We start from the raw sequence: 21,245 nt of genomic DNA, 5'->3' as shown, positions 1-21,245 counted from the left end.
GCGCCGGGCGCGATCAGCGCGGGGCCATGGTCGGGGCCTCGAACGTCACCGAGAACTTGTCCTCGAGGTTGCTCCGGAACTCGTCCTCGCAACGCTGCTGGGCGGCCCGGTTGTTGCCGGCATCGGCCATGCACTCGGCGAAGTCCCTGCCTCCGAGCTTGTTGAACAGGCCGATCCCGACCACGACCAGCACGATCGAGATGATCAGCCCGGCGAGGCCGAGCAGGATGCCGGCCAGGGACACCCCGCCGTTGGTGGCCTGTCTCTTCTTGTACAGCGAACGGCCGACGAGACCGACGATGATCGCGACGGCTCCGAGGAGGATGCCGCCCACGATGGTCCAGACGGTCAGCACCGAGAAGATGCCGAGGACGAGTGCGGTGATGCCCGCGCCGTTGCGGGGCTGCGCGGGCGGCTGGCCGGGATAGGGCTGCGCCGCATACGGCTGTCCGGGGTATTGCTGACCTGGATACGGCTGGCCTTGGTACTGCTGCCCGGGGTATGGCTGACCCTGGTACGGCTGGCCGGGGTACGGCTGCTGACCGGGATACTGGGGGCCTGCGCCCTGCGGAGGACCCGGGTACGGCGGTTGCCGGCCTTCCGGCTGCTGGTCTTCCGGCGGCGGGGTCCCCTCCGGCGGGTTCGGCGGCTGATTCGTCATCGTCTCTCCTCGGATTCACCCATGGGCACCGGAAAAGTCACGCCACCCGCAGCGTAGTCGCGTCGGAGGTCCGATAGACGGTATTGCCGCGACCGCGCTCAGCGCAGCTGGACGCTGGCGGCCGCCCGCGCGAGCAGGCGTCCGGAGGGATCGACGAGACGCGACTCGATCAGGGCCAGCCGGCGTCCGGCCCGAAGGACCTCGGCCTCGGCGCGGATCGGTGGGCCGTCGGCCGCGGGGGAACGGACGAAGTCGATCCTCAGGTCGAGCGGCTCGTAGCCCTGGCCGGGCGCGGTGAGGGTCTGCGCGGCCAGGCCCATGACCAGGTCCGCCGCGGAGATCAGCACCCCGCCCTGAATGGACCCGAGCGGGTTGCTCATCCAGTCCCGTGGAGCGAACTCGCCGACCACCAGTCCCCGGGCGACCTCGGGTAGCCCCATGCCCAGCAGTCCGGCGAGCGGGCCACGCGCCAGCGCGCCCCGCGCGATGTCCTCGACGATCGCCAGCCCGGTGCGGTCGGCGAGCTCGGCGGCGTCCGCGACCGGTTCGGCGGCCTCGACGGGCAGGGCGTCGCCCCGGAGTACGGCCTCGGCGTTGGCGGCCTCTCGGGTGACCACCATCCCGCGGGACTGCAGCGCCACGAGCACCTCGCCGTCCGGTCCGCGCATGTCGCCGGTGGAAAGGCCGATGCCGGCCGCGCTGTCGATCCGGACCGCGTTGCCCGTTGCATCGATGGTGCCGGTCGCGGGCAGCGGGCCCGCCATAGCGGCCACCACCTGCGACAACACGACCTGGGTTCCCTCGGGTACCGCGTTGCCGATCGCGCGGCCGGGCACGTTGTCGGCCAGCACCCCGATCGATCCGAGGACCGTACGGCCGCGATGGTCGTGGAACCGAGGGCCGACCTCCTGGCGGAGCCGGATCAGGCCGGGGGCGAGTTCGACGGACTGCACACCCATCAGCTCGTTGAGCCGGTCGAGCCGCTGGTTCTCCGTGGTGGTCATGCCTCTTCTCTATCATCGGGGCCCGCACTGCCCGCGGTGCGGTCCCGGTCAGCGGCCGTCGGGAGGAGCCTCAGCCGCCGAGGCGGCTGTGCATCTCCCAGACCAGCACCTCGGCCGGGGCGTCGGCGGACAACCGCTGTCCCCCCGACGCGGTGAGCCGGACCGCGTCACCCTCGGACAGGATTCCGGCGCCCTCCAACGACACCTCGCCCTGGGCCACGAAAAGATGCAGGTAGGGGGCCTCGGGGAGCTGTACCGAGCCGCCCGGCTGCAGTCGCGCGACATGCAGTGCCGCGCCCCGGTTCGCGATCGTGATGGCCGACTGGTTCCGGTGTGCGGGCATGCCGGAGGCGACCGGCACGAGCCCGCCGCGCATCAGCTCGTCGTCGATCTCGAGCTGCTCGTAGCCGGGGCTGATGCCCGGCTCGTCGGGCAGCACCCACATCTGGATGAATCGAACCGGCTCGGCATGCTCGTCGTGCTCGGATCCGGCCAGCCGCCAGGAGTCGTTCTTCTCCGAGTGCAGGATGCCGGTGCCCGCGCTCATCCGCTGGGCCAGGCCCGGGTAGATGACGCCGGAATGCCCGATCGAGTCCTGATGCACCAGCGATCCCCGCAGCACCCAGGTGACGATCTCCATGTCCCGGTGTGGATGGGTGTCGAAGCCCTGGCCCGGCATCACGATGTCGTCGTTGTTGACCATCAGTACGCCGTGATGGGTGTTGTCCGGGTCGTAGTGCTGCCCGAACGAGAAGGAGTGCTTCGAATCGAGCCAGGAGATCCGGGTCTTCATCCGATCGCCCGCGCGGTGGATGTCGACGTGCGGTGTGGTGGGTGCCGTCATGGGCGTCCTCCTTTGTGGTGCTTAGAGATTCCAGAGTACGAGGGCGTCAAGGACGCGGTGCACAGTTGTCGGCTCCGATGCGGGACCGTTGCACGACGGACCCGGTTCCGTGTGCGCGAACCGGGCCGTCGGTCGTGTCCTCGCCTGGCGAAAAGCGTTGCTGGCAAAGCTGATCCGAGCGCATCCTCGCGGGCTCATCTGAGTGCGGCATGCATCTCCCAGATCAGCAGCTCCGTGGGTTCGGCCGCGGTGTACCGCTGGCCGCCGATCCCGGTGAGCCGCAAGGAATCACCCTGGTCGAGGCGTCCGAATCCCTCGACATCGCCGGATCCGCGCGCGACGAACACGTGAACGTACGGCGCGTCCGGCACTGTTACCGACTGTCCAGTTTGCAATCTGGCGGCGTGCAGCCCCGCGTGCCGGTTGTTCAGGCCGATCGCGGCGTGATCGCGGTGCCGGGGCAGTCCCGACGCCACCGTGACCAACCGGCCGCTGTCGAGTTCCGCGTCGATCGGCAGTTCCTGGTAGCTCGGCTCGATGCCGTACTCGTCCGGCGGGATCCACATCTGCACCACGTGCACCGGCTCGGTGCCCCGGCTCCCGTCGGCCCGCCAGCGGTCGTTGCGCTCGGAGTGCATGATGCCGCGGCCCGCGCTCATCCGCTGCGCGAGTCCGGGGTGGACCACCCCCGAGTGCCCCTCGGAGTCCTGGTGGACCAGGGATCCGCTGAGCACCCAGGTGACGATCTCCGCGTCCCGGTGCTGGTGCATGTCGAATCCGGACCCGACATCGACGATGTCCTCGTTGTTGACCACCAGCAGCCCGTGCGCGTTCGCGGCCAGGTCGAAGTTGCCCGCGAAGGGGAAGCTCTGCCAGGAGTCGAGCCAGCCATAGTTCTGGTGCGCGCGGTCGGTCGCGCGTCGGACCGCCACCGTCGGCATCGCTACGCCAGGGTCTCGTGGGTGGCGGGGATCGAACCCAGCCGGCCTGCCTGGAAGTCCTCGAACGCCTGGATGACCTCCGCCTTGGTGTTCATCACGAACGGTCCGGCCATCGCGACGGGCTCGCGGATCGGCTTGCCGCCGAGGATGAAGACCTCGAGGGACTCGGTTCGGGAGTCCTGGGTGTCCGCGGCCGCGACGGTCAGCGTGTCGCCGCGACCGAACACGGTGGTCTGGCCCATCCGGACCGGTCTGCGCTCGGCCCCGACCGTGCCCTCGCCCGCGAGGACGTACGCGAGCGCGTTGAACTCGGGGTTCCACGGCAGGGTCAGTCGGGCCCCCGGCGCGATGGTCGCGTGCACCAGGCTGATCGGGGTGTAAGTGGAGCCGGGGCCCTGGTGGCCGTCGACCTCGCCCGCGATGACGCGGACAAGGGCGCCGCCGTCCGGCGAGGACAGCAGCGCGACCTTGTTGCCGGTGATGTCCTGGTAGCGGGGAGCCGCCATCTTGTTGTCGCGAGGCAGGTTCACCCACAGCTGGACGCCGTGGAACAGGCCCCCGCTGACCACGAGGTGTTCGGGCGGGGTCTCGATGTGCAGGATGCCGCCGCCAGCCGTCATCCACTGGGTGTCGCCGCCGCCGATCGTGCCGCCACCACCGTTGGAGTCCTGGTGTTCCATGATCCCGTCGATCATGTAGGTGACGGTCTCGAAGCCGCGGTGCGGATGCCACGGGGTGCCCTTGGGCTCGCCCGGCGCGTAGTCCACCTCGCCCATCTGGTCCATGTGGATGAACGGGTCGAGATGCTTCATGTCCACGCCCGCGAACGCGCGGCGCACCGGGAAGCCCTCGCCCTCGTAGCCGACGGGGGCGGTGGTCACGGCCAGCACCGGCCGCGGCGCGGAGTCGGACGCGGTCTCGGTGATGCGCGGCAGGGCGAGGATGTTGTCGACGGTCACGGCGGGCATGGGGCGCTCCTCCGGGTCAGTTAGTTGACTGTTCAACTAGTGCATCTGACTCAACACCCGCGGGGCGGAGGTATTCCCCCCGCGGGAGCCGGTCAGGAGGGCCGTCGGGCCGGTGAGACGGCGAACACCGGGAACCGGCCGTCCTCGGCGGTGGGCCGGAACTCGACGCGGACGTCCCGGTCGGTGCCCGCCGGGACCTCGCCGTCGATCCACGTGTAGATCCGCGGGCCGTCGTCGAGCTCGACGATCCCGACGGCCGCGGGCGCGGAGCCGCCGCACGGCTCGCCCGGCCGACGGTCGGCCACCTTCCACGACACGATCGACCCGGCGCCGGAGGACGGCACCGCGCGGAGTTCGGAGCCCCGGCAGGAGGGGCAGGACGCCGTCAGCGGCGCGAGCAGGGTGGCGCAGCGCATGCAGCGATTGATCATCAGCGGCGCCGGGTGCGCGGGCGCGGTCATGCCGCGACCCTCTGCGGCCATGCGAGCACGGTCCGCATGGCGTGCCCGAAGCCGTGTGGGTCGCCGACCGGCCATTCGTGGGAGCCGGCGACCGTGAACACCGGCGGACGACGAAGCGCCGTACGCAGCGACTCGAGGCCTGCTCGCGGGATCACCTGATCGCCGCGGGCCCAGAGCAGCGTCACCGGGAGGCCGCGGTCCGCCAGGCGGTCGAGCTGGCGGGTCTGGTCGCCGCCGCCGGTCGTGGCGCGCCATTCGTGCGGCAGTTCCGCCCGGATCGGGTGCCCGTTTCCGACGGCCCCGCCGATCGAGTTGACCAGAACGAGCCGGGCCACGTGGTCGGGGAGGTCGTGGGCGGCCTGGATGGCGACGCCGCCGCCGAAGGAGTGTCCGACGAGGGTGACCGGCTCCGTGGCGCCGACGGAGTCGATGAACCGCCCCAGCCACCGCGCGTAGCCGGCGGGATGCCGCTCACCGCGCGGCAGCTCGGCCGTCCCGCCGAACCCGGGGAGCGAGGGCGCGAGCACCCGCGCGCCGTTGCGGGCGAGCCGCACCAGCGACCGCCGATACGTGCGATGGCTCGAGCCCCATCCGTGCAGGAACACCAGCGGCGGACCCTCGCCCGCGACGCCGTAGGTGATGGCACGCCCGTCGAGCTGTGACTCCAGCGAGGTCAGCGTGGGGTGCGGATCGGGATGGAGGATGTTCGCGGACGGGTGCTGATGGTGCGTCATCGGAACCTCGACATGCTCGGCAGTGGTTGATCACACTGTTCCCTCGTGCTGCCCGCGTGACGACGGTGGAACCACCCGGGTACCTACCTGTTTTCTTCCGGGGTGGCGGGGCGACGCGAAACCCGACGGCGCCCGGTGGTGATCGGCCATAGTGGAGCGCGTGGCCGCCAACCGAAACCTCATCGTCGCGTCGGCCCTGGTGATGTCCGCCGTCGGCCTGCTCTCCGCGGGCTGTGCAGACGGGTCCGACGCCCAGGCGGGGACCGGCGCTCCTCCCGGGATCAGCACGCAGGCCACCGGGAAGGTCAGCGGGACGCCCGACACCCTGACGGTGGTGCTCGGGGTGCAGACGCAGGCGCGGGAGGCGGCAGGCGCGCTGGCGGACAACGCGGACAAGGCGAACGCCCTCATCGACACCCTGAAGGAGAAGGGGGTGCGGGCGGAGGACATCCAGACCAGCGGGCTGTCCGTGCAGCCGACGTACGACCCGAACTCCGCGGCGATCACCGGCTATCAGGTGACGAACCAGGTGACGGCGACCGTGCACGACGTGAGTGCGGCGGGCGGGCTGATCGACGCCGCCGCGGCCGCGGCAGGCGATGCCGTCCGGGTCCAGCAGACGTCCTTCTCCATCGCCGACGACAGCGACCTGCGCGCGCAGGCCAGGGCCGACGCGGTGCGGCAGGCGCAGGCACAGGCGCGGCAGATCGCGGAGGCCGCCGGGGTCGGTCTCGGCGAGGTCCGCTCGATCACGGAGGTGCCCGCCACCGGCCCGACCCCCTTCCCCGGCGGCGCGCTCGACCGGGCCCCCTCGACGCCGATCGAACCGGGCAGTCAGGAGCTGACCGTGTCGGTAGCGGTCGTCTACGACATCGGCTGAGCACGCCCGATCTTTTCCTCACAGTCTTCTCACATTCGCGCCACCCTGATGCCAGAGATTGCCCGTACCCTCCGGCCTATGGTTGCCGCACATGCGAGTTCGAGACGTGGGCCGTGGGTGATCGCCGCGGTGACGGCGCTCCTCGCCGCCCTCGTCGGGGTCTACTTCCTGCTCGCCCCTGAGGGGGAATCGACGAGAACCGTCGCGATCGTCAACGAGGACGCGGGTGCGGTGGTCGACGGCAAGCCGATGAATGCGGGGGACCAGGTCGTCGCGGCGCTGCAGGAATCGGGCGACTTCGAATGGGCGACGGTATCGGCCGATGAGGGGTCGGCCGATGCGTACCTGGCGTCCGTCACGATCCCGGCGGATTTCTCCGATTCGGTGAACTCGCTCTCCACCAACGCGCCGCGGCAGGCGGAACTCGCGGTGCACTACAACGGTGACGGCTCGCCCGCGGATACGGAGTCGATGTCGGCGTTGATGGCGACCGTGTCGGATCAGACCGGGGCGCAGGGCATCAAGGACGTCCTGGCCGGGATCGCATCGGCGCGGGCCCAGTTGCAGCAGACGCTCCTGCCGTCCCAGCTGCTGACGGCCGCGACGACCGCCGCGGACAAGCAGGTCCAGCAGCTGCTCGGTCAGGCCGACCAGGTGTTGCCGCTCCTCGCCACGGCGAACGACGGCGCCAACCAGCTCGTCGACGTCGCCGGACAGGTCTCGTCGATGGTGGACGGCGCGGTTGGTCCCGCGACCGAGGTGTCCGGTCGGTTGACCGAGCTCGGCGTCACCCTCGGGGATGTCACCCGCTCCACCGAGCAGCTGCAAGGCGGTCTCGACGCCGCGGCCGCGGCCCTGCGTGCCACCGGGCTCCAGCCCGACATGGTGCGGACGCTGGAGCAGACCAAAGCCGATCTCGCGCTGGTGTCCGGTCAGCTGACGTCGATCACCGGGCTGCTGAGCGCCGACGCCGGGCCCGACACGGACCTGGGCGGGGCGCTGCGCAGCGGGCTCGGTCAGCTGCAGGACGTGTCCGCGCAGCTCACCGATGCCGGTAACCAGCTCCAGGCCGGGATCGGGCCCATAGCGGAGCAGGCGCCGGCGCTGCTGGGCACCACCAAGGACCAGATCCTCACCGGCGTCAGCCAGCTCAAGTCCGTTTCGACGCAGATCGGGGAGCAGCTGACGAAGGGGGTCAACGCGATTCCCGCCCGCAACGCCGCGCAGCAGGATCGGATCTCGACCGTGCTCAGCGCGCCGGTCGCGGTGGTCCAGACCGGCGGATCCGACGGCGGGTTCGAGCTGTTCACCGCAAGGAACCTCGCGATCGTGTTCGCGGCGACGACGGCCGCGCTCGCGGGCGCGCTGGTGTGGTCGCTGCGGCGGCGCCCGTCGGGTCCGACGGGCTGACGGGCTGACGGGCGTGGCTCAGGTCTGCTGATCCCAGCGGGCGGGGTCGGATTCGAGCGCGGACCGGTCCCAGTTGCCCAGCGAGGCGGCGGCCTCGTAGGTGTTCTGCAGGAACTCCATCAGCGCGGCGTCCGGGTCGGCCGCGGTGCGCACGGCCTCGTAGGGCAGCACGAACTCGCCGAGCTCGGCGCTGTAGTGCGCCTGCGCGGGGCCGACGGGCCGGTCGGCGAAACCCTCCGGCGCCGGATAGGCGTAGGAGTAGAAGCCCCCTTCCTCGCCGCCGCCCGGCCAGAACCCGCAGCTGCTCAGCTCGCGCGAATAGCCCTCGACCATCACCCAGTCCGCGCAGTTCGGGGCCCCGCCCGGGTGGACGGGGGCGCCGCGCCCGGAGAACCGGGTGCAGGCCAGATCCATCGCGCCCCAGAAGAAGTGCACGGGTGAGCACTTGCCGACGAAGTGCGAGCGGAACCGGGTCAGTACCCGGTCGGCCTGGACCAGCTGGCGCCAGAACAGGTTGGCGGCCGCGGCGTCGTACGAGGCGTGGACCTCGTCCTCCGCGAACGGGATCGCCGTGACGACCTCGTTGGGGCTGGCCTGGATCCGCACCTCGACGCCCAGTTCCCCGAGCGCCGTGACTGTCTGGGCGTAGAACTCGGCCACCGACTTCGGTTCGAGTGAGATCCGGCGGGCGCCGCCGTCGCTGGTGCGCATGCGCAGCTCGTGGTCGCAGAAGTCGAACTCGATCTCCAGGATCCGGGAGCCACACGGGATGGCCGAGGTGGTCAGCCCCCTGGCGGTGACGTACAGCGTCACCTGCCACCAGTGGTTGAGCAGTGGCGCGTGCTGTAGCCGGATCTTCCCGATGATCTGCAGCCACATGTGCAGCGTGTCTCGGGTGTCGGTCCAGTCGTCGAGGCGCAGCGCGGGCCACGCGTCGGTCGCCGTCGTCTCGGTCATCGTGTCTCCCTCGGTGAATGCTCCCCGGAATCGTCGATGCCCATCCGAGTCTGCCACCTAGACTCGGATCCGTGGCCCACACCGAATCCTCGTTCACCGGCAAATACGGCACCCGGATCGACTACGACGTCTGGACACCGGACGGCGAGCCGAGCGGGGTGCTGGTGCTCGCGCACGGCTTCGGCGAGCACGCCCGCCGTTACGACCACGTCGTCGAGCGCCTGCTGGGGTTGGGCCTGGTGGTGTACGCGCCCGACCATCGCGGTCACGGTCGCTCGGGCGGCAAGCGCGTCGAGCTCAAGGACTGGTCGGATTTCACCGACGACCTGCGGCGGCTGTTCGGGATCGCGACCGCCGAGCATCCCGGGCTCGACCGGTACCTCCTCGGCCACAGCATGGGTGGCGCGATTGCGCTGTCCTACGCGCTCGATCACCCCGGCGACCTGGCCGGGCTGATCCTGTCCGCCCCGGCTGTGGACGTGACGACCGGGGTGCCCCGGGTGGTGGTCGAGGTGGGCAAGGTCCTCGGCCGGTTCGCGCCCCGCGTTCCCGTCGAGTCGCTGGACGCGAATCTGGTCTCCCGCGATCCGGCGGTGGTGGCTGCCTACAACTCCGACCCGCTGGTGCACCACGGCAAGGTTCCCGCCGGTATCGCCCGCGGGATGATCGTCAACGCCGAGTCGCTGCCAAACCGGCTGCCGACGCTGCAGGTTCCGTTGCTGCTGCTGCACGGCAGCGAGGACGGGCTGGCGAACGTCAACGGCAGCCGGATGATCGCCGACATCGCGGGCTCGCAGGACCTGACGTACACGGAGTACGACGGCCTCTACCACGAGGTGTTCAACGAGCCGGAGCGCGAGCAGGTGCTCGACGACGTGGTCGAGTGGCTGGAGCCGCGCCTACGGGGGTGACACCCGAGGTCACCGGCGCAGGGGCACACCGGAGTCGGATGCCAGGTATCCGACCCGGCGCTGCACGGCCGCGATCTCGCGTACGCCGTCGCCCAGCAGGCTCCGGTTCAGCGGAGACAACTCCGGCATGGTGACGACGTCACCAGGCGGGACACCCGCGCCGATCTGATCCACCTGGTGGGTCAACCGGAGCCGCTGGAGCAGCGTGAACACCTCGGTGAGGATCGTCGTATCCCGTTCTGTGAGTAGACCGTTCCCCGCCGCCGCCCGCAACCGACCCGGCGTCGAGGCGACGGTGGCCCCCACCGTCATGCCACCCCACCGGGCGAGGTTGACGATCGGCGCCAGCGCGTGTGTCTTGAGGTCGAAGGTGCCCGCGCGTCGCGAGAGCACGTCCCGTAGCGAACGGGTGCGGGCGCGTCCGGCCAACGCATCACGCAGCTGCAGGCGCAGCGCATCGGGATGGTCGGTCCGCATGTTCCGATAGGCCGTCGGGATGGTGTGCAGCGACCGGTCGCCCCACACCACGCGACCGTCCAGAAGCAGCGAGGACATGACGAGCCCGCGGTCCTGCAGCGGATCGTCCAACCACTGTGCCGCGGCGCGGCGCCAGCCGGTGACCGACCGCGCGAACCTCGGTGTGCTCGCGACTGCGCCGTTCGTGTCGGCGGGAAGGCCGCAGTCGTGGAGGGTGGCGTGCACGGTCGCCGCCATCCCGGTCAGACGTCCCGACTCGGGAGACAACTCCGGCACCCAGGACAGCGCGCTCTCGATATCGGAGGACGGCATCGCCTCGCGGCGCGCGATGCTGCCCAGCGAGAGCCAGGCGAATCCCGTCCGCGGCAGGGCCTCGTCCTCCGCCAACGCGAACTCCACGGCGCGTCGAACGACGCTGTCGATGACCACCGAGAGGATCCCGCTGGTCGCCGATGCCTCGGTGCCGCCGCGGAACATGTCCACCACCAGATCGGGGATCCCGGAGCAGACTTCCTGCAGCGCAGCGGGGCTCGGGGAAAGCGCGATCGATCGGCGCAGCACAAAACTCTTGCGGGTGGCCGCGGCGAGCAGGTCCGCCTCCTCGAGGACACCCATCACCGCGCCACGGATCGTGAGCACCGGCATGTGCCGGAGGCCGCTCTCGAGCATGTCCATCAACACGGTGGCGGCCGACCTGTCCTCGGTGACGGTCTGGGCAGGTGCACTCATCACCTCCGCCACCGGGGTGGTCAGGTCCACCCCGGCCGCCACCACCCTGGTCCTCAGGTCCCGGTCGGTGAAGATCCCGAGGTCGCCGCCCGGCAGCGGGATCAGGATGTACGAGCTGCGGCGTTCGCTCATGTGCCGGACGGCGTCACGCACGGATGTCCCCGGCGCGGTGAGCACCGGTTCACACCGCACCAGATCGCCAACGGCGCGTCGGGACGGGATCTGCTCGACCGGTACGGGGGACGTGCCGGTGGCCTTCGCTGCAGCCTCCGCGAGAAAGGCAAGGCCGGCGGGCCGGGCGAACAGTGGCCGCACGAGTTCTCCAGGCAATCGATACACCGTGGTGGGTTGGCTCGCCCTCGCGGTGAAATCGATGTCGGACCCGGTCAGCAGCGCCGAGTAGCCGAACACGCCACCCGGGTAGACGGTGTCCACGGGGACACCGGTGATCCCGTCGTCGGGCGGGTGCAGGAGCGTGACCTGTCCGCTCCGCACCACCCAGATCGCATCGGCCGGCCGCTGCGCGGAGTCGAGAATCACGGCGCCCGTTGGGTATTCGTCCAGGCCCGCCGCGCCTGCCAACTCGGTGAGCTCGCCCGGCGTCAGGTACTGGAACGGTGGGTGCTTCGAGAGGAAGGTCGCGGTGTCGAGCTCGAGGTCCACGCCGTCACCTTGGGGGTTTGCGAATGAGATCCGCGCACTTCTCCGCCATGGTCATGACCGTGATGTTCGGGTTGACGGACGGCAGTTTCGGCATCGCCGACGCGTCGACCACCCGCAGACGCTGCACGCCCTTCACCCGCAGTTGCGGATCCAGCACGGCGAGCGGGTCCTCGATCGACCCCATCCGCGCGGTTCCCGCGGGGTGGTAGACGGTGTTGTGCGTCTTGTGCACGTAGTCGAGCAGTTCCTCATCGCTGACCGCCGCCGGTCCGGGCGCCAGTTCCCGTGCCACCCAGCCTCGCAGGGGTTCGTGCTCGGCGATGGTGCGCGCCAAGCGGATACCCGCCAGCATCACCGCCTCGTCGTGGCCCTCGGGATCGGTGAAATATCGCGGATCCACCCTCGGCCGGTCCCGGAAGTCGCGGGAGCGGAGCCGCACCGTGCCGCGGGATCGTCCTTGCGTCACGTTCGGCGTCAGACAGAATCCGTTGTCGGTGGTGGGATATCCCCACCGCAGCGTGTTCATGTCGAAGGGCACACTGCCGTAGTGCATCATCAGGTCCGGCTGCGTCAGTCCGGGGGCCGTGGTGGCGAAGAGTCCGATTTCCCACCACTGCGACGACGTCGTCACCATGGGCCTGGACGCCTCCCAGAACACCAGGCCCTCGACGTGGTCATCGAGGTTTCCGCCCACCCCGGGCGAGTCGACCCGCACGTCGATCCCGGTCTCCCGCAGGTGCACGGAGGGCCCGATTCCCGAGAGCATCAGCAGCTTCGGCGTATCGATCGCACCCGCGGTGACGATCACCTCGCGGCGGGCGGTTGCGGTGTCGTAGCCCGTGAGATCCGGACGTTGGTAGCGCACCCCGGTGGCCGTCAGGGTGTCGTCGATCAGCAGTTCGCTGACCCAGCAGTTCGTCCTGACCTCGAGATTATTCCGCGTGCCCAGGACGGGGTGGAGGTAGGCGTGCGAGCTCGACATGCGATCGCCGTTCTCGGCGGCATTGATCTGGAACCAGCCGGCCCCGTTGAGTACCGTTGCGCCTCTGTTGAATTGGACGGTGGGCAGCCCGGCCTCGGCGGCCGACGCCAGCACCGCGACGCCGCATGGATCATTCGGTGGGACGTCGCGTAGGCGCACCGGTCCGCTGTGGCCGTGCTGCTCGCCGGGGGCATCGTTGTTCTCCACCCGCGCCACGTAGGGCAATGTGTCCCTGGCGCCCCATCCGGTGGCGCCCATCGCCTCCCACTCGTCGAGGCACTCCGCCGGTGGCCAGAACGCGATGCACGAATTGTGTGACGAGCACCCGCCGAGGACTCGGGCCCTGGCGTGGCGCATGAAGCTGTTGCCCTTCTCTTGCGGCTCGACCGGGTAGTCCCAGTCGTACCCGGAGTCGAGGAGGTGCATCCACTGCGAGAGCTCGAGGATGTTGCGGTCACCCACATCCGACGGGCCGGCCTCGACGAGGCAGACCGTGACGGATGGATCCTCGCTGAGCCTGGCGGCGAGCACGCATCCCGCGGTGCCTCCACCCGCGATCACATAGTCGAAGACCGTGTCCGTCACGATGGTTCGCCCTCCTGTGCCGCGGTGCGCGAGGTGGCCGCGTGTGAGGCCAAGGTGCCGAGGTGATGCCGCCCCTTCAGGGCGTACCAGAGCAGGCCGAGGCACAGGATTGCGCCGATGTAGACGAAGGCGCCCCAGGTGTTGTACCAGGGTGTCCCGTACACCTCGGGGCGCGGCCACGCGAGGTTCAGCGCCATTCCCACGCCCCAGCCCACCGCGAGGATGTTCACCGGCAGGCCCCACCTGCCCATGGTGAAGTAGCCGCCCTCCCGCAGATCCGGCGGCGGCCATTCACCCTTCAGCCGCTTCTTCAGCAGCGGTCCGGTGACCATCAGGTAGGCGAGGTAGATCATGATGATGGCGATCGAGGTCAGCACGGTGAAGATCTGCGGCTGGCCGATGTTCACCACGAGGATCAGGGCCGCGAGCACCCCGATCGCGATCGCGGGGACCACGGGCGTCTGGTGCTTGGGGTGCACGCGAGCCAGCTTCTCCCCGAACGGCAGCGCGTTGTCGCGGGCCATGGCGAAGGTCAGGCGGATCGCTGCGGCGTGCACGGCGAGCGAGCACACGGTTATCGCGATCACGATGCAGATGAGGAAGATCGTTCCCAGCGGTCCCCACATCACCTGCTCGACGATGTACTGGAGGCTGCCCTCGGGGCTGCCGAGCAGCGGATCCTCGAGATCGGGTGCCGCCATGACGGCGAACACCAGGATCGCTCCACCGATGACGAAGGATGCCAGGATCGCGCGAAAGATCGCCTTGGGCGCGGTCCGGCGCGGTTCGACGGTCTCCTCGCCGAGGGAACTGGCGGTGTCGAAGCCGTACATCACGTAGCCGGACGCCAGGGAGGCGACGAGGAAGGCCCCGAGATATCCCCCGCTCTCGCCCGCGCCGTACCCATGGGTCGAGAAGAAGACCTCCGGGCCCCGGGTGATGTTCGCCGCCAGGATCACCGCGATGAGGACGGCGGCGATCAGCTCGATGAAGACGCCCGCACTGTTGATCATCGCCATCAACCTGACTCCGTAGGCGTTGACGAAGGTGGTGAACGCGATCATGACGGTGCCGAGGAGGACCGCGTTCGTGGCGAAGTCGTACTCACCGGTGCCGTCGCCGACGATCTGGAAGCCGCTCCATATCCTCGGCAGGTTGAGCTGCAACGCGAGGACCACGGCCGAGAGCGTCACGATCGAGGCGGTGAGCATCAGCCAGCCGGACGACCATCCCACGATCCGGCTGCCGAGGAGCTTCGCCCAGTTGTACACGGAGCCAGCCACCGGGTACTTGGCCGCCAGTTCCATGAAGCACAGCGCGACGGCCAGCTGACCGATGAAGACCATCGGCCACGACCAGAGATAAGCGGGTCCCGCCGTTCCGAACCCGAAATAGAACAGCTGGAATGTCCCGGTGAGGATGGAGATGTAGCTGACCCCTGCGGCGAAGCTGGCGAATTTGCCGAGGCTTCGGTCCAGGGACTCCTTGTATCCGAAGTCGCCGAGACCGCTGTCTCCAGCTGCGATGTCGCGCTGAGTGGTCATGGCCGTAGGCCCTCCCAGGTTCGGTCAGTCGTTGTCGAACCAACCCGCCGCAGTAGGCGCGGTGTTGTGCCAGATGTGTTTGATCTCCTGATACTCGGACAGTCCGGCGGGGCCCAGTTCGCGCCCGTTTCCCGATCTCTTGTAGCCGCCCCATTCGGCGGCGGCGGTGTAGTAGCCGAAGTCGTTGAGCCACACCGTGCCGTGGCGCAGGCCGCGAACCATGCGTTCGCCCCTGGCGCTGTCGGCGGTCCGGACCCCCGCGGCCAGTCCGTACTCGGTGTCGTTGCCGAGCCGGAGGGCCTCCTCCTCCGTGGTGAACCGCTCGACGGTGAGGATGGGGCCGAAGGTCTCCTCCCGCACGATGCGCATGCTCCGGTCGCAGCGGTCGAAGATGGTGGGCAGGTAGAAGCTGCCCCGCTCCAGTTCCGGGTTCGGAGGGCGAGATCCGCCGGTCACCAGCTCGGCGCCTTCGGAGATACCGAGGGCCACATAGCGCTCGATCTTCTCGCGATGCGCCATCGACACCAGCGGCCCGGTTCGGCTGGCGGGATCGAGGCCGTCGCCCATCCGGATCTTCTCGGCGCGCGCGGCGAGAGCAGTTACGAAGCGGTCGGCAATCGAGTCCTCGATGATGAGGCGGGTACCCGCGGAGCAGACTTGTCCCGAGTGCAGGAAGACCCCGGTGAGCACCTGGTCGACGGAGTCGTCACCCTCGGCGTCGGCGAAGACGATGTGCGGGTTCTTCCCACCGAGCTCCACCGCGACCTTGGTGACGTGCTTGGCGGCTGTCTCGAGGATGACGCGTCCCGTGACCAGTCCACCCGTGAACGAGATGAAATCGACGTCCGGGGTGTCGGTGAGCGCGCTGCCGAGGACAGCGCCGCTGCCCTGCACCAGGTTCACCACGCCCCTCGGCACCCCGGCCTCCTCGATGAGTTTGACGAAGGCGATGGTGCTGAGCGGGGTGACCTCGCTCGGTTTGACCACCATCGTGCAGCCGGCGGCCAGCGCGGGCGCGATCTTCCACGAGATCTGCAGCAGCGGGTAGTTCCAGGGTGCGATCAGGACGCAGACTCCGATCGGCTCGTGCACCACCCGGCTGATCACATCGGGCCGGCCGACATCCACCAACCGATCCGATTCGATTGCGGCGAGTCGCGCGTAGTACCGGCAGACCGACACCACATCGTCGATGTCGATCCTGCTCTCCGCCAGCGTCTTCCCGGTGTCGAGGGTTTCGATCCGTGCCAGCTTCTCCTTGTCGCGCTCGAGCAGGTCGGCGATGGTGGCGAGCAACGCGGTGCGCTCCGCGACGGGCGTCCTTGGCCAGGTTCCCTCGTCGAAGGCCGCGCGCGCCGCCGCGATGGCGCGGGTGGCGTCTTCTGGGGCGGCCTCGTCGACCGTGGCCACCACCGAACCGTCGGCCGGATTGAGGCAGTCGCGGGTGTCGCCGGAACTGGAGCGGACCCATCTCCCGTCGATGAACAAGCCCGTATCGAACAGGTCGCCGATCGACTCGTCCTGCAACTTCACGCTCAACTCCGGGCCTCGCTTCCTCTCCCGGTTGCGGAGCAACCGGTCACGGAACTCATCGATGTGACGCTCTGCCGGGACAAGCACGCCCTTCTACCGTAGGCCGGTGGACACGGTGTTGGCCGAGTTCACGGGATTTCTTTCGGACCCTCATTTGGGCAAAGTCATGGACAAGTGTCCAGATGGGTGGCACGCTACGGGTGGCCGGTCGCCCGGTCATCGCACGCCCGCGGATGCGCAGGATCGGACCGATCCGCCAGGCCTCGGGCGTCGAGGCAGTGTCCGTGTCGGATAGGCGGATTGGGGCGCGATCGCGGCCGATCCGGGTGCTACCCGGCGCTGTTGTCCGAACCTCGAAGTACGGAAGGTGTTCCTTGACTCGCGACATGCCCCGGCGACGTTTCCTCACCCTCGGCGCGGGGGCATTCGGTGCCGCGGCCGCGGGCTCGCTGCTCCCACCGTCGCTGCAGGCCGCCCTCGCCACCCCCGTCCCGCCCGGTGGGCTCGACTCCGTCGAACACGTGGTGCTCCTGATGCAGGAGAACCGTTCCTTCGACCACTACTTCGGCGCACTCCGCGGCGTCCGGGGGTTCGGCGACCCCAATGCGTTGACGCTGAGGACCGGCCGCACCGTGTTCGAACAGCCCGCTGCCGGTGGCGTGGTGGCGCCGTACCCGATCCGGGCATCCGCGGAGGCGCAGCGGATGGACACCCAGAACATCACCGGCCTCGATCACTCGTGGGAGGGCGGCCACGAGTCGCTGGCGGGCGGCTGGCACGACGGGTGGATTCCCGCCAAGACCTCTGTGACGATGGCGCACTACGACCGCCAGGACATCCCGTTCCACTACGAGCTGGCGGATGCGTTCACGATCTGCGACGCGTATCACTGCTCGGTGCCGACCTCGACCAGCCCCAACCGCAACTACTGGGTCAGCGGTTACACCGGGTTCGAGGCCGATGGGTCGCGCGCGGTGACCAATGCGGCCTACGACCCCTGGCACGAGGGGTACCACTGGAGCACGGTGCCGGAACGGCTGGAGGCCGCCGGGGTCTCATGGAAGACGTATCAGGAGTGGGACAACTTCTCCGACAACAACTTCGATTATTTCGCCGGCTTCAAGAAGGTGGTCGCCCAGCTCTTCGGTCACCCCGGACTCGTCCCCTATCAGCTCGCGACCCTGCCGGGGTTCTACCTCGCGCTGGAGAAGATGCCGCCGCCCGCCCAGGACGCACTGCTCCGCGTCCTCGACGATGCGGTGAGTCGGCTCTCGCCCGCGGACCGGCGGCTGTTCGACCGGGGCCTGCGTCGTGGGCGGCCCGGCACCCTGGCATCGGCCTTCCGCGCGGACGTCGAGGCGGGGACGCTGCCGCAGGTCTCGTACCTGGTGCCGAACACCATCGATTCGGAGCATCCCTCGGGATCCTCACCCGCCGCCAGCGCGACGCTGCTCTACCAGGTGCTCGACGCGATCGCCTCCGATCCCGAAACCTGGTCGAAGACTGCGGTGTTCGTCAACTTCGACGAGAACGATGGCTATTTCGACCACGTGCCGCCGCCGATCCCGCCGCGGGAGGTGGGCGACGAGTACGTCGGCGACCTGCCGCTCGGGCTCGGGCCGCGGGTCCCTATGACCATCGTCTCCCCGTGGACCGTCGGCGGGTTCGTGTGCTCGCAGGTGTTCGATCACACGTCGATCACCCAGTTCCTCGAGAAGCGCTTCGGGTTCACGCAGCCCGAGATCAGCGCCTGGCGTCGGACCGTCAGTGGCGATCTGACCTCGGCCTTCGACTTCGGGACACCGCGGGCGCGACCCACGCTCACCCGGCCCCCGGCCACCCCGCCGCTCGACCCCCGGTGGACGCCCGCGCCGCCGCCGACCCAGCGGATGCCGGTCCAGGAGCCGGGCGCCCGGCCGGCAAGGGCGTTGCCGTACCAGCCCGACGCGAACGCCGTCCTGGATCCGGGTGCGCGGACGCTGACCGTCGACTTCGCCAACAAGGGCGCGGAGAGCGTGCACTTCGCGCTGTACCCCTACGCGCAGGAGTTCGCGCTTCCGCGGCACTTCGACGTCGCCGAGTCGGCCTCCGCGACCGTCGCCGTGCCGGGCGACAGGTACTCGCTGATCGTGCTCGGCCCCAACGGTTTCCGGCGCGAATTCGGGGGCAGCCTGGCGGGTGCCGCCGCGGCACTGGCGGTGCGCACCAGCGTCGATTCCGGTGCCCGCGGCCTGCGTGTGACCGTGCGCAACCCCGGCTCCTCGGCGGTGACCGTGCGGTTGTCGACGGGTGGGGGCGATCGCGGCGGCGTGGTCGCGGCCGGCGCCGAGTCGTCCTGGTCGGTGCCGTCGAGTGAGGGCTGGTACGAGGCGGAACTGACCGTCGTCGAGGACAGCTCCTTCCGCAGGGGCTGGCTCGGACACATCGAGAACGGCAAGGCGAGCGTCAGCCAGGGTGCGGTCGTCGTGGCCGCAACCGGGGACCTGACCTGGACGCCCCCGCCGCCGCCCGCGGCGCCGGAGGCGGGGTCCGACCCGCTCGCGGGGGCGTCGTCGATGCTCGGCACCGGTTCCGCGTAGTTCGGGAATCGGGACGGGCGCCGAAACGCCCTAGTCTGGTGGGGTGGAAGCGGTGAGTGAGGTGGAGCGACAGTACGGCGGGAGGTCGGTGACGGCCCGCAGGGCAGAACGCCGATCCCAGTTCATCGCTGCGGCACTCGCCGTGTTCACCGAAAAGGGTTACGCGCGAAGCTCGGTCGCCGATGTCTGCGCCGCCGCGGGGCTCGCCCGTAGCCAGTTCTACGCCGAGTTCGCCAGCCGCGAGGATCTCCTACTCGCGCTCTACGATCAGATCCAGTCCGATGCCAGGGAGGCGATGGTCGCGGCGCTCGCCGAGGTCGCCTCGTCGGAGCTGCGCGATCTCGTCGCGGCCGCGATGGAGGCCTTCGTCGAGTCGATCGGAGCCGACCCGCGGCGGGCGCAGATCTCGTACGTCGACATCGTCGGCGTCAGCCCCCGCGTCGAGCAGCATCGACTCGACCAGCGGGTGGTCTGGGCCGGATTCTTCGAGTCGACGCTGAGGGGCGTCATGGGCGAGGGTTTCGAACCGCCTGGCGGGTACCCGTTGGCCGCGACGGCCTTCATCGGCGCGCTCACGGCGCTGGTGCACCAGTGGAGCACCACCGATCCGCGGCCTCCCGTCACCGGCCTCGTCGAGGTGATGACGACGTTGCTGAGCGCGCTGGCACGCGACGCCTCCGAGACCTAGGTCATCTCACTCCGACCATTGTCATCTGGCACACAGCGCTCTACAGTCGTGCGAACAAAGTTAGACACAGGTATCTAACTTTCGGTGGTTTGCTTGCGAGACCCGGGCCGGGGCGCGGACCACCATCGCGGACACCGGCACGGGGAGGGCGTGGTCATGGCAGGGGGCAGGATGTTCGGGCGAGGGCTGCGCAGGGTGTGCGTGGTGGCCGCGGTGGCGACGATGGGGCAGGTCGCGTTCTCCGGTCCGGCGTTCGGTGCGCCCACGGCCGCAGATGCACCAGGGGTCACCTCACAGGTGTCCGTGCAGCCGCCGCTGCCCTTTCCTGTACCGCCGAAGATCCCCGAGTTCGACGCGGAGTTCTACAGCCCGCCCGCCGAGGTGGTGGCGTCGAAGGCGCCCGGCGAGATCATCGCCGCACGCCAGGTCCATCTGGCGAACTTCAGTGTGATTCCGCTGAACGTCGATGCCTGGCAGGTCTCGTACCGGTCGAACAACGGTCGGGACGAGGCGATCCCCGCGGTGGCCACGGTGATCAAGCCCCGCGGCGGAACCAGGGACGGGGCGCCGCGCCCGCTGCTGTCGTTCCAGATGGCCGAGGACTCGCTCGGGCGCTACTGCGCTCCGTCGTATGTCATGCAGCAAGCGTCGGTGCCGTGGATGCTCACCGGTGCCGTCACCTCGGGCGCGCAGTTCCTGGAGGTGCAGGCCGCGCTGGCGCAGGGCTGGGCAGTGGTGGTCCCGGACCATCAGGGACCCAACTCGTCCTTCGCCGCCGGTCCCGTGGCGGGGCGGATCACCCTCGACGGCATCCGGGCCGCGGAGAACTTCGCGCCGATGCAGCTGAACGGCCGGTCGACGAAGGTGGGGATGGTCGGCTACTCCGGCGGGTCGATCCCGACCGGACACGCGGCCGAGCTCCGCAAGTCCTATGCGCCTGAACTCGACATCGTTGGCGCCGCCGCCGGTGGCGTCGCCGCTGACCTCGGCGCGCTGGTCGAGAACGCGAACAACGCGCTCGGTGCAGGCATCGTGGCCTCGGGCGTGATCGGTGTCAGCCGCGAGGATCCCGAGCTCGCGGCGTTCGTCGACGAGCGCATCAACCCGGTCGGTCGCGCGCTCTTCGCGGCCAAGGACAACCTCTGCGTGGCGTGGAACTCGTCGCTGGCGCCGTTCCTCAACTTGAAGGGATTCTTCGACGGCGGCGATCCGCTGCAGAATCCGGTCGCGAAGAAGGCCCTCGCGCGGACGGCGATGGGGACGTCGGTGCCCGACATGCCGGTGTACATCTATCAGTCGAACCCGGATTGGCTCGTTCCGGTCGGCCCGGTGAACAAGCTGGTCGGGACCTACTGCCAGGACCCGTCGGCGAGCGTGACCTACACGCGCGATCATTTCAGCGAGCACCTGAGCCTGGAGGTGGCCGCCGTCCCGAGCGTCATCCTGTGGATGCGCGACCGGTTCGCCGGTGTGCCTGCGCAGAAGGGGTGCAGCACCACCGATGTCGGATCGATCGCGCTGGATTCGAAGACATGGCCGGTGTGGGTGCAGGTGGTCGGCGAGGAGGTCGCAGGCCTGTTCGGAAAGCCGATCGGGGCCTGAGGAGTTCGGCCCGCTAGTAGGGTGCGAACTGCCGAGAACGGCGACGGCCCGACGCAGCGGCGCGCTGCCCGTCGCCCGCCGGGGAGGAACGA

18 protein-coding genes are annotated in these 21,245 nt (G+C 69.5%); 6 read left to right on the top strand and 12 right to left on the bottom strand.

Annotated elements, in window-relative coordinates; translation table 11 throughout:
* Nucleotides 1–13 precede the first annotated feature (13 nt).
* The 7 genes from BR31_RS0120605 to BR31_RS0120575 all read right to left on the bottom strand — a co-directional run bounded on the left by BR31_RS0120605 (nt 14) and on the right by BR31_RS0120575 (nt 5,613).
* Nucleotides 14–661: a hypothetical protein gene (locus BR31_RS0120605; RefSeq protein WP_027502629.1), complete on the bottom strand. Its 648-nt coding sequence runs from the start codon at nt 659–661 to the stop codon at nt 14–16.
* Nucleotides 662–759: 98 nt separating this feature from the next.
* Entirely contained in the window at nt 760–1,665 is a 906-nt protein-coding gene (locus BR31_RS0120600; protein ID WP_027502628.1) for a PaaI family thioesterase, read from the bottom strand.
* Between the two features lie 70 nt (nt 1,666–1,735).
* Nucleotides 1,736–2,509: a pirin family protein gene (locus BR31_RS0120595; protein WP_027502627.1), complete on the bottom strand. Its 774-nt coding sequence runs from the start codon at nt 2,507–2,509 to the stop codon at nt 1,736–1,738.
* A 194-nt stretch (nt 2,510–2,703) separates the two neighbouring features.
* Nucleotides 2,704–3,450 carry a pirin family protein gene (locus BR31_RS0120590; RefSeq protein WP_027502626.1) on the bottom strand — a complete coding sequence of 249 codons (747 nt, stop codon included), beginning with the start codon at nt 3,448–3,450 and terminating at the stop codon, nt 2,704–2,706.
* Between the two features lie 2 nt (nt 3,451–3,452).
* Nucleotides 3,453–4,418, bottom strand: a complete 966-nt coding sequence (locus BR31_RS0120585; protein WP_027502625.1) for a pirin family protein — start codon at nt 4,416–4,418, stop codon at nt 3,453–3,455.
* A gap of 92 nt (nt 4,419–4,510) precedes the next feature.
* On the bottom strand, nt 4,511–4,900 hold the full coding sequence (locus tag BR31_RS0120580; RefSeq protein ID WP_027502624.1) for a Zn-ribbon domain-containing OB-fold protein: 390 nt from the start codon (nt 4,898–4,900) through the stop codon (nt 4,511–4,513).
* Complete coding sequence (locus BR31_RS0120575; RefSeq protein ID WP_027502623.1) at nt 4,876–5,613, bottom strand: alpha/beta fold hydrolase; 738 nt, start codon at nt 5,611–5,613, stop codon at nt 4,876–4,878. Before BR31_RS0120575 ends, BR31_RS0120580 begins: the two co-directional genes overlap by 25 nt.
* A 160-nt stretch (nt 5,614–5,773) precedes the next feature.
* Here BR31_RS0120575 and BR31_RS0120570 point away from each other — a divergent pair, with 160 nt between their 5' ends.
* Complete coding sequence (locus BR31_RS0120570; RefSeq protein WP_231496639.1) at nt 5,774–6,493, top strand: SIMPL domain-containing protein; 720 nt, start codon at nt 5,774–5,776, stop codon at nt 6,491–6,493.
* Nucleotides 6,494–6,571: 78 nt separating this feature from the next.
* Nucleotides 6,572–7,903, top strand: coding sequence for a YhgE/Pip domain-containing protein (locus BR31_RS29535; RefSeq protein WP_156042561.1), 1,332 nt, complete (start codon nt 6,572–6,574; stop codon nt 7,901–7,903).
* An 18-nt stretch (nt 7,904–7,921) separates the two neighbouring features.
* On the opposite strand, the gene BR31_RS0120560 is transcribed toward BR31_RS29535, so the two are convergent.
* Nucleotides 7,922–8,860, bottom strand: a complete 939-nt coding sequence (locus tag BR31_RS0120560; protein WP_027502621.1) for a DUF5996 family protein — start codon at nt 8,858–8,860, stop codon at nt 7,922–7,924.
* Nucleotides 8,861–8,931: 71 nt separating this feature from the next.
* On the opposite strand from BR31_RS0120560, the gene BR31_RS0120555 reads away from it, so the two are divergent.
* Nucleotides 8,932–9,771 (top strand): alpha/beta hydrolase, encoded by an 840-nt coding sequence (locus BR31_RS0120555; protein WP_027502620.1) that lies wholly within the window; start codon nt 8,932–8,934, stop codon nt 9,769–9,771.
* Between the two features lie 9 nt (nt 9,772–9,780).
* Here BR31_RS0120555 and BR31_RS0120550 read toward each other — a convergent pair whose 3' ends face one another.
* From BR31_RS0120550 to BR31_RS0120535, 4 genes are read right to left on the bottom strand one after another with little or no spacing between them, the layout of a single operon-like run.
* Nucleotides 9,781–11,640, bottom strand: a complete 1,860-nt coding sequence (locus tag BR31_RS0120550; RefSeq protein ID WP_027502619.1) for a putative nucleotidyltransferase substrate binding domain-containing protein — start codon at nt 11,638–11,640, stop codon at nt 9,781–9,783.
* Nucleotides 11,641–11,644: 4 nt separating this feature from the next.
* On the bottom strand, nt 11,645–13,207 hold the full coding sequence (locus tag BR31_RS0120545) for a GMC family oxidoreductase (RefSeq protein WP_027502618.1): 1,563 nt from the start codon (nt 13,205–13,207) through the stop codon (nt 11,645–11,647).
* On the bottom strand, nt 13,204–14,751 hold the full coding sequence (locus tag BR31_RS0120540; protein ID WP_027502617.1) for an APC family permease: 1,548 nt from the start codon (nt 14,749–14,751) through the stop codon (nt 13,204–13,206). The genes BR31_RS0120545 and BR31_RS0120540 overlap by 4 nt, the downstream gene beginning before the upstream one ends.
* A 24-nt stretch (nt 14,752–14,775) precedes the next feature.
* Nucleotides 14,776–16,278 (bottom strand): aldehyde dehydrogenase family protein, encoded by a 1,503-nt coding sequence (locus BR31_RS0120535; RefSeq protein WP_027502616.1) that lies wholly within the window; start codon nt 16,276–16,278, stop codon nt 14,776–14,778.
* A 392-nt stretch (nt 16,279–16,670) separates the two neighbouring features.
* Between BR31_RS0120535 and BR31_RS29530 the strand changes: the two genes are divergently transcribed.
* The 3 genes from BR31_RS29530 to BR31_RS0120520 all read left to right on the top strand — a co-directional run bounded on the left by BR31_RS29530 (nt 16,671) and on the right by BR31_RS0120520 (nt 21,153).
* Nucleotides 16,671–18,863 carry a phosphocholine-specific phospholipase C gene (locus BR31_RS29530; protein ID WP_231496638.1) on the top strand — a complete coding sequence of 731 codons (2,193 nt, stop codon included), beginning with the start codon at nt 16,671–16,673 and terminating at the stop codon, nt 18,861–18,863.
* 43 nt (nt 18,864–18,906) lie between these two features.
* The gene (locus BR31_RS0120525) at nt 18,907–19,551 is read left to right on the top strand and encodes a TetR/AcrR family transcriptional regulator (RefSeq protein WP_037177534.1); all 645 of its coding nucleotides are present in this window, start codon (nt 18,907–18,909) and stop codon (nt 19,549–19,551) included.
* A gap of 156 nt (nt 19,552–19,707) precedes the next feature.
* Nucleotides 19,708–21,153, top strand: a complete 1,446-nt coding sequence (locus BR31_RS0120520; RefSeq protein WP_027502614.1) for a lipase family protein — start codon at nt 19,708–19,710, stop codon at nt 21,151–21,153.
* The last annotated feature ends 92 nt before the right edge of the window (nt 21,154–21,245 follow it).

Source organism: Rhodococcus sp. UNC363MFTsu5.1 (assembly GCF_000686785.1).
Taxonomy (GTDB): Bacteria; Actinomycetota; Actinomycetes; order Mycobacteriales; family Mycobacteriaceae; genus Rhodococcus_G; species Rhodococcus_G maanshanensis.
Note: the sequence above shows the minus strand (reverse complement) of the source record. Positions and strands in the feature narration are given on the sequence as shown.

Excerpts from the sequence above, each read along its gene's own strand:
- BR31_RS0120605 (WP_027502629.1), bottom strand. The coding sequence starts at position 661 with ATGACGAATCAGCCGCCGAACCCGCCGGAGGGGACCCCGCCGCCGGAA.
- BR31_RS0120600 (WP_027502628.1), bottom strand. The coding sequence starts at position 1,665 with ATGACCACCACGGAGAACCAGCGGCTCGACCGGCTCAACGAGCTGATG.
- BR31_RS0120595 (WP_027502627.1), bottom strand. The coding sequence starts at position 2,509 with ATGACGGCACCCACCACACCGCACGTCGACATCCACCGCGCGGGCGAT.
- BR31_RS0120590 (WP_027502626.1), bottom strand. The coding sequence starts at position 3,450 with ATGCCGACGGTGGCGGTCCGACGCGCGACCGACCGCGCGCACCAGAAC.
- BR31_RS0120585 (WP_027502625.1), bottom strand. The coding sequence starts at position 4,418 with ATGCCCGCCGTGACCGTCGACAACATCCTCGCCCTGCCGCGCATCACC.
- BR31_RS0120580 (WP_027502624.1), bottom strand. The coding sequence starts at position 4,900 with ATGGCCGCAGAGGGTCGCGGCATGACCGCGCCCGCGCACCCGGCGCCG.
- BR31_RS0120575 (WP_027502623.1), bottom strand. The coding sequence starts at position 5,613 with ATGACGCACCATCAGCACCCGTCCGCGAACATCCTCCATCCCGATCCG.
- BR31_RS29535 (WP_156042561.1), top strand. The coding sequence starts at position 6,572 with ATGGTTGCCGCACATGCGAGTTCGAGACGTGGGCCGTGGGTGATCGCC.
- BR31_RS0120560 (WP_027502621.1), bottom strand. The coding sequence starts at position 8,860 with ATGACCGAGACGACGGCGACCGACGCGTGGCCCGCGCTGCGCCTCGAC.
- BR31_RS0120540 (WP_027502617.1), bottom strand. The coding sequence starts at position 14,751 with ATGACCACTCAGCGCGACATCGCAGCTGGAGACAGCGGTCTCGGCGAC.
- BR31_RS29530 (WP_231496638.1), top strand. The coding sequence starts at position 16,671 with ATGCCCCGGCGACGTTTCCTCACCCTCGGCGCGGGGGCATTCGGTGCC.
- BR31_RS0120520 (WP_027502614.1), top strand. The coding sequence starts at position 19,708 with ATGGCAGGGGGCAGGATGTTCGGGCGAGGGCTGCGCAGGGTGTGCGTG.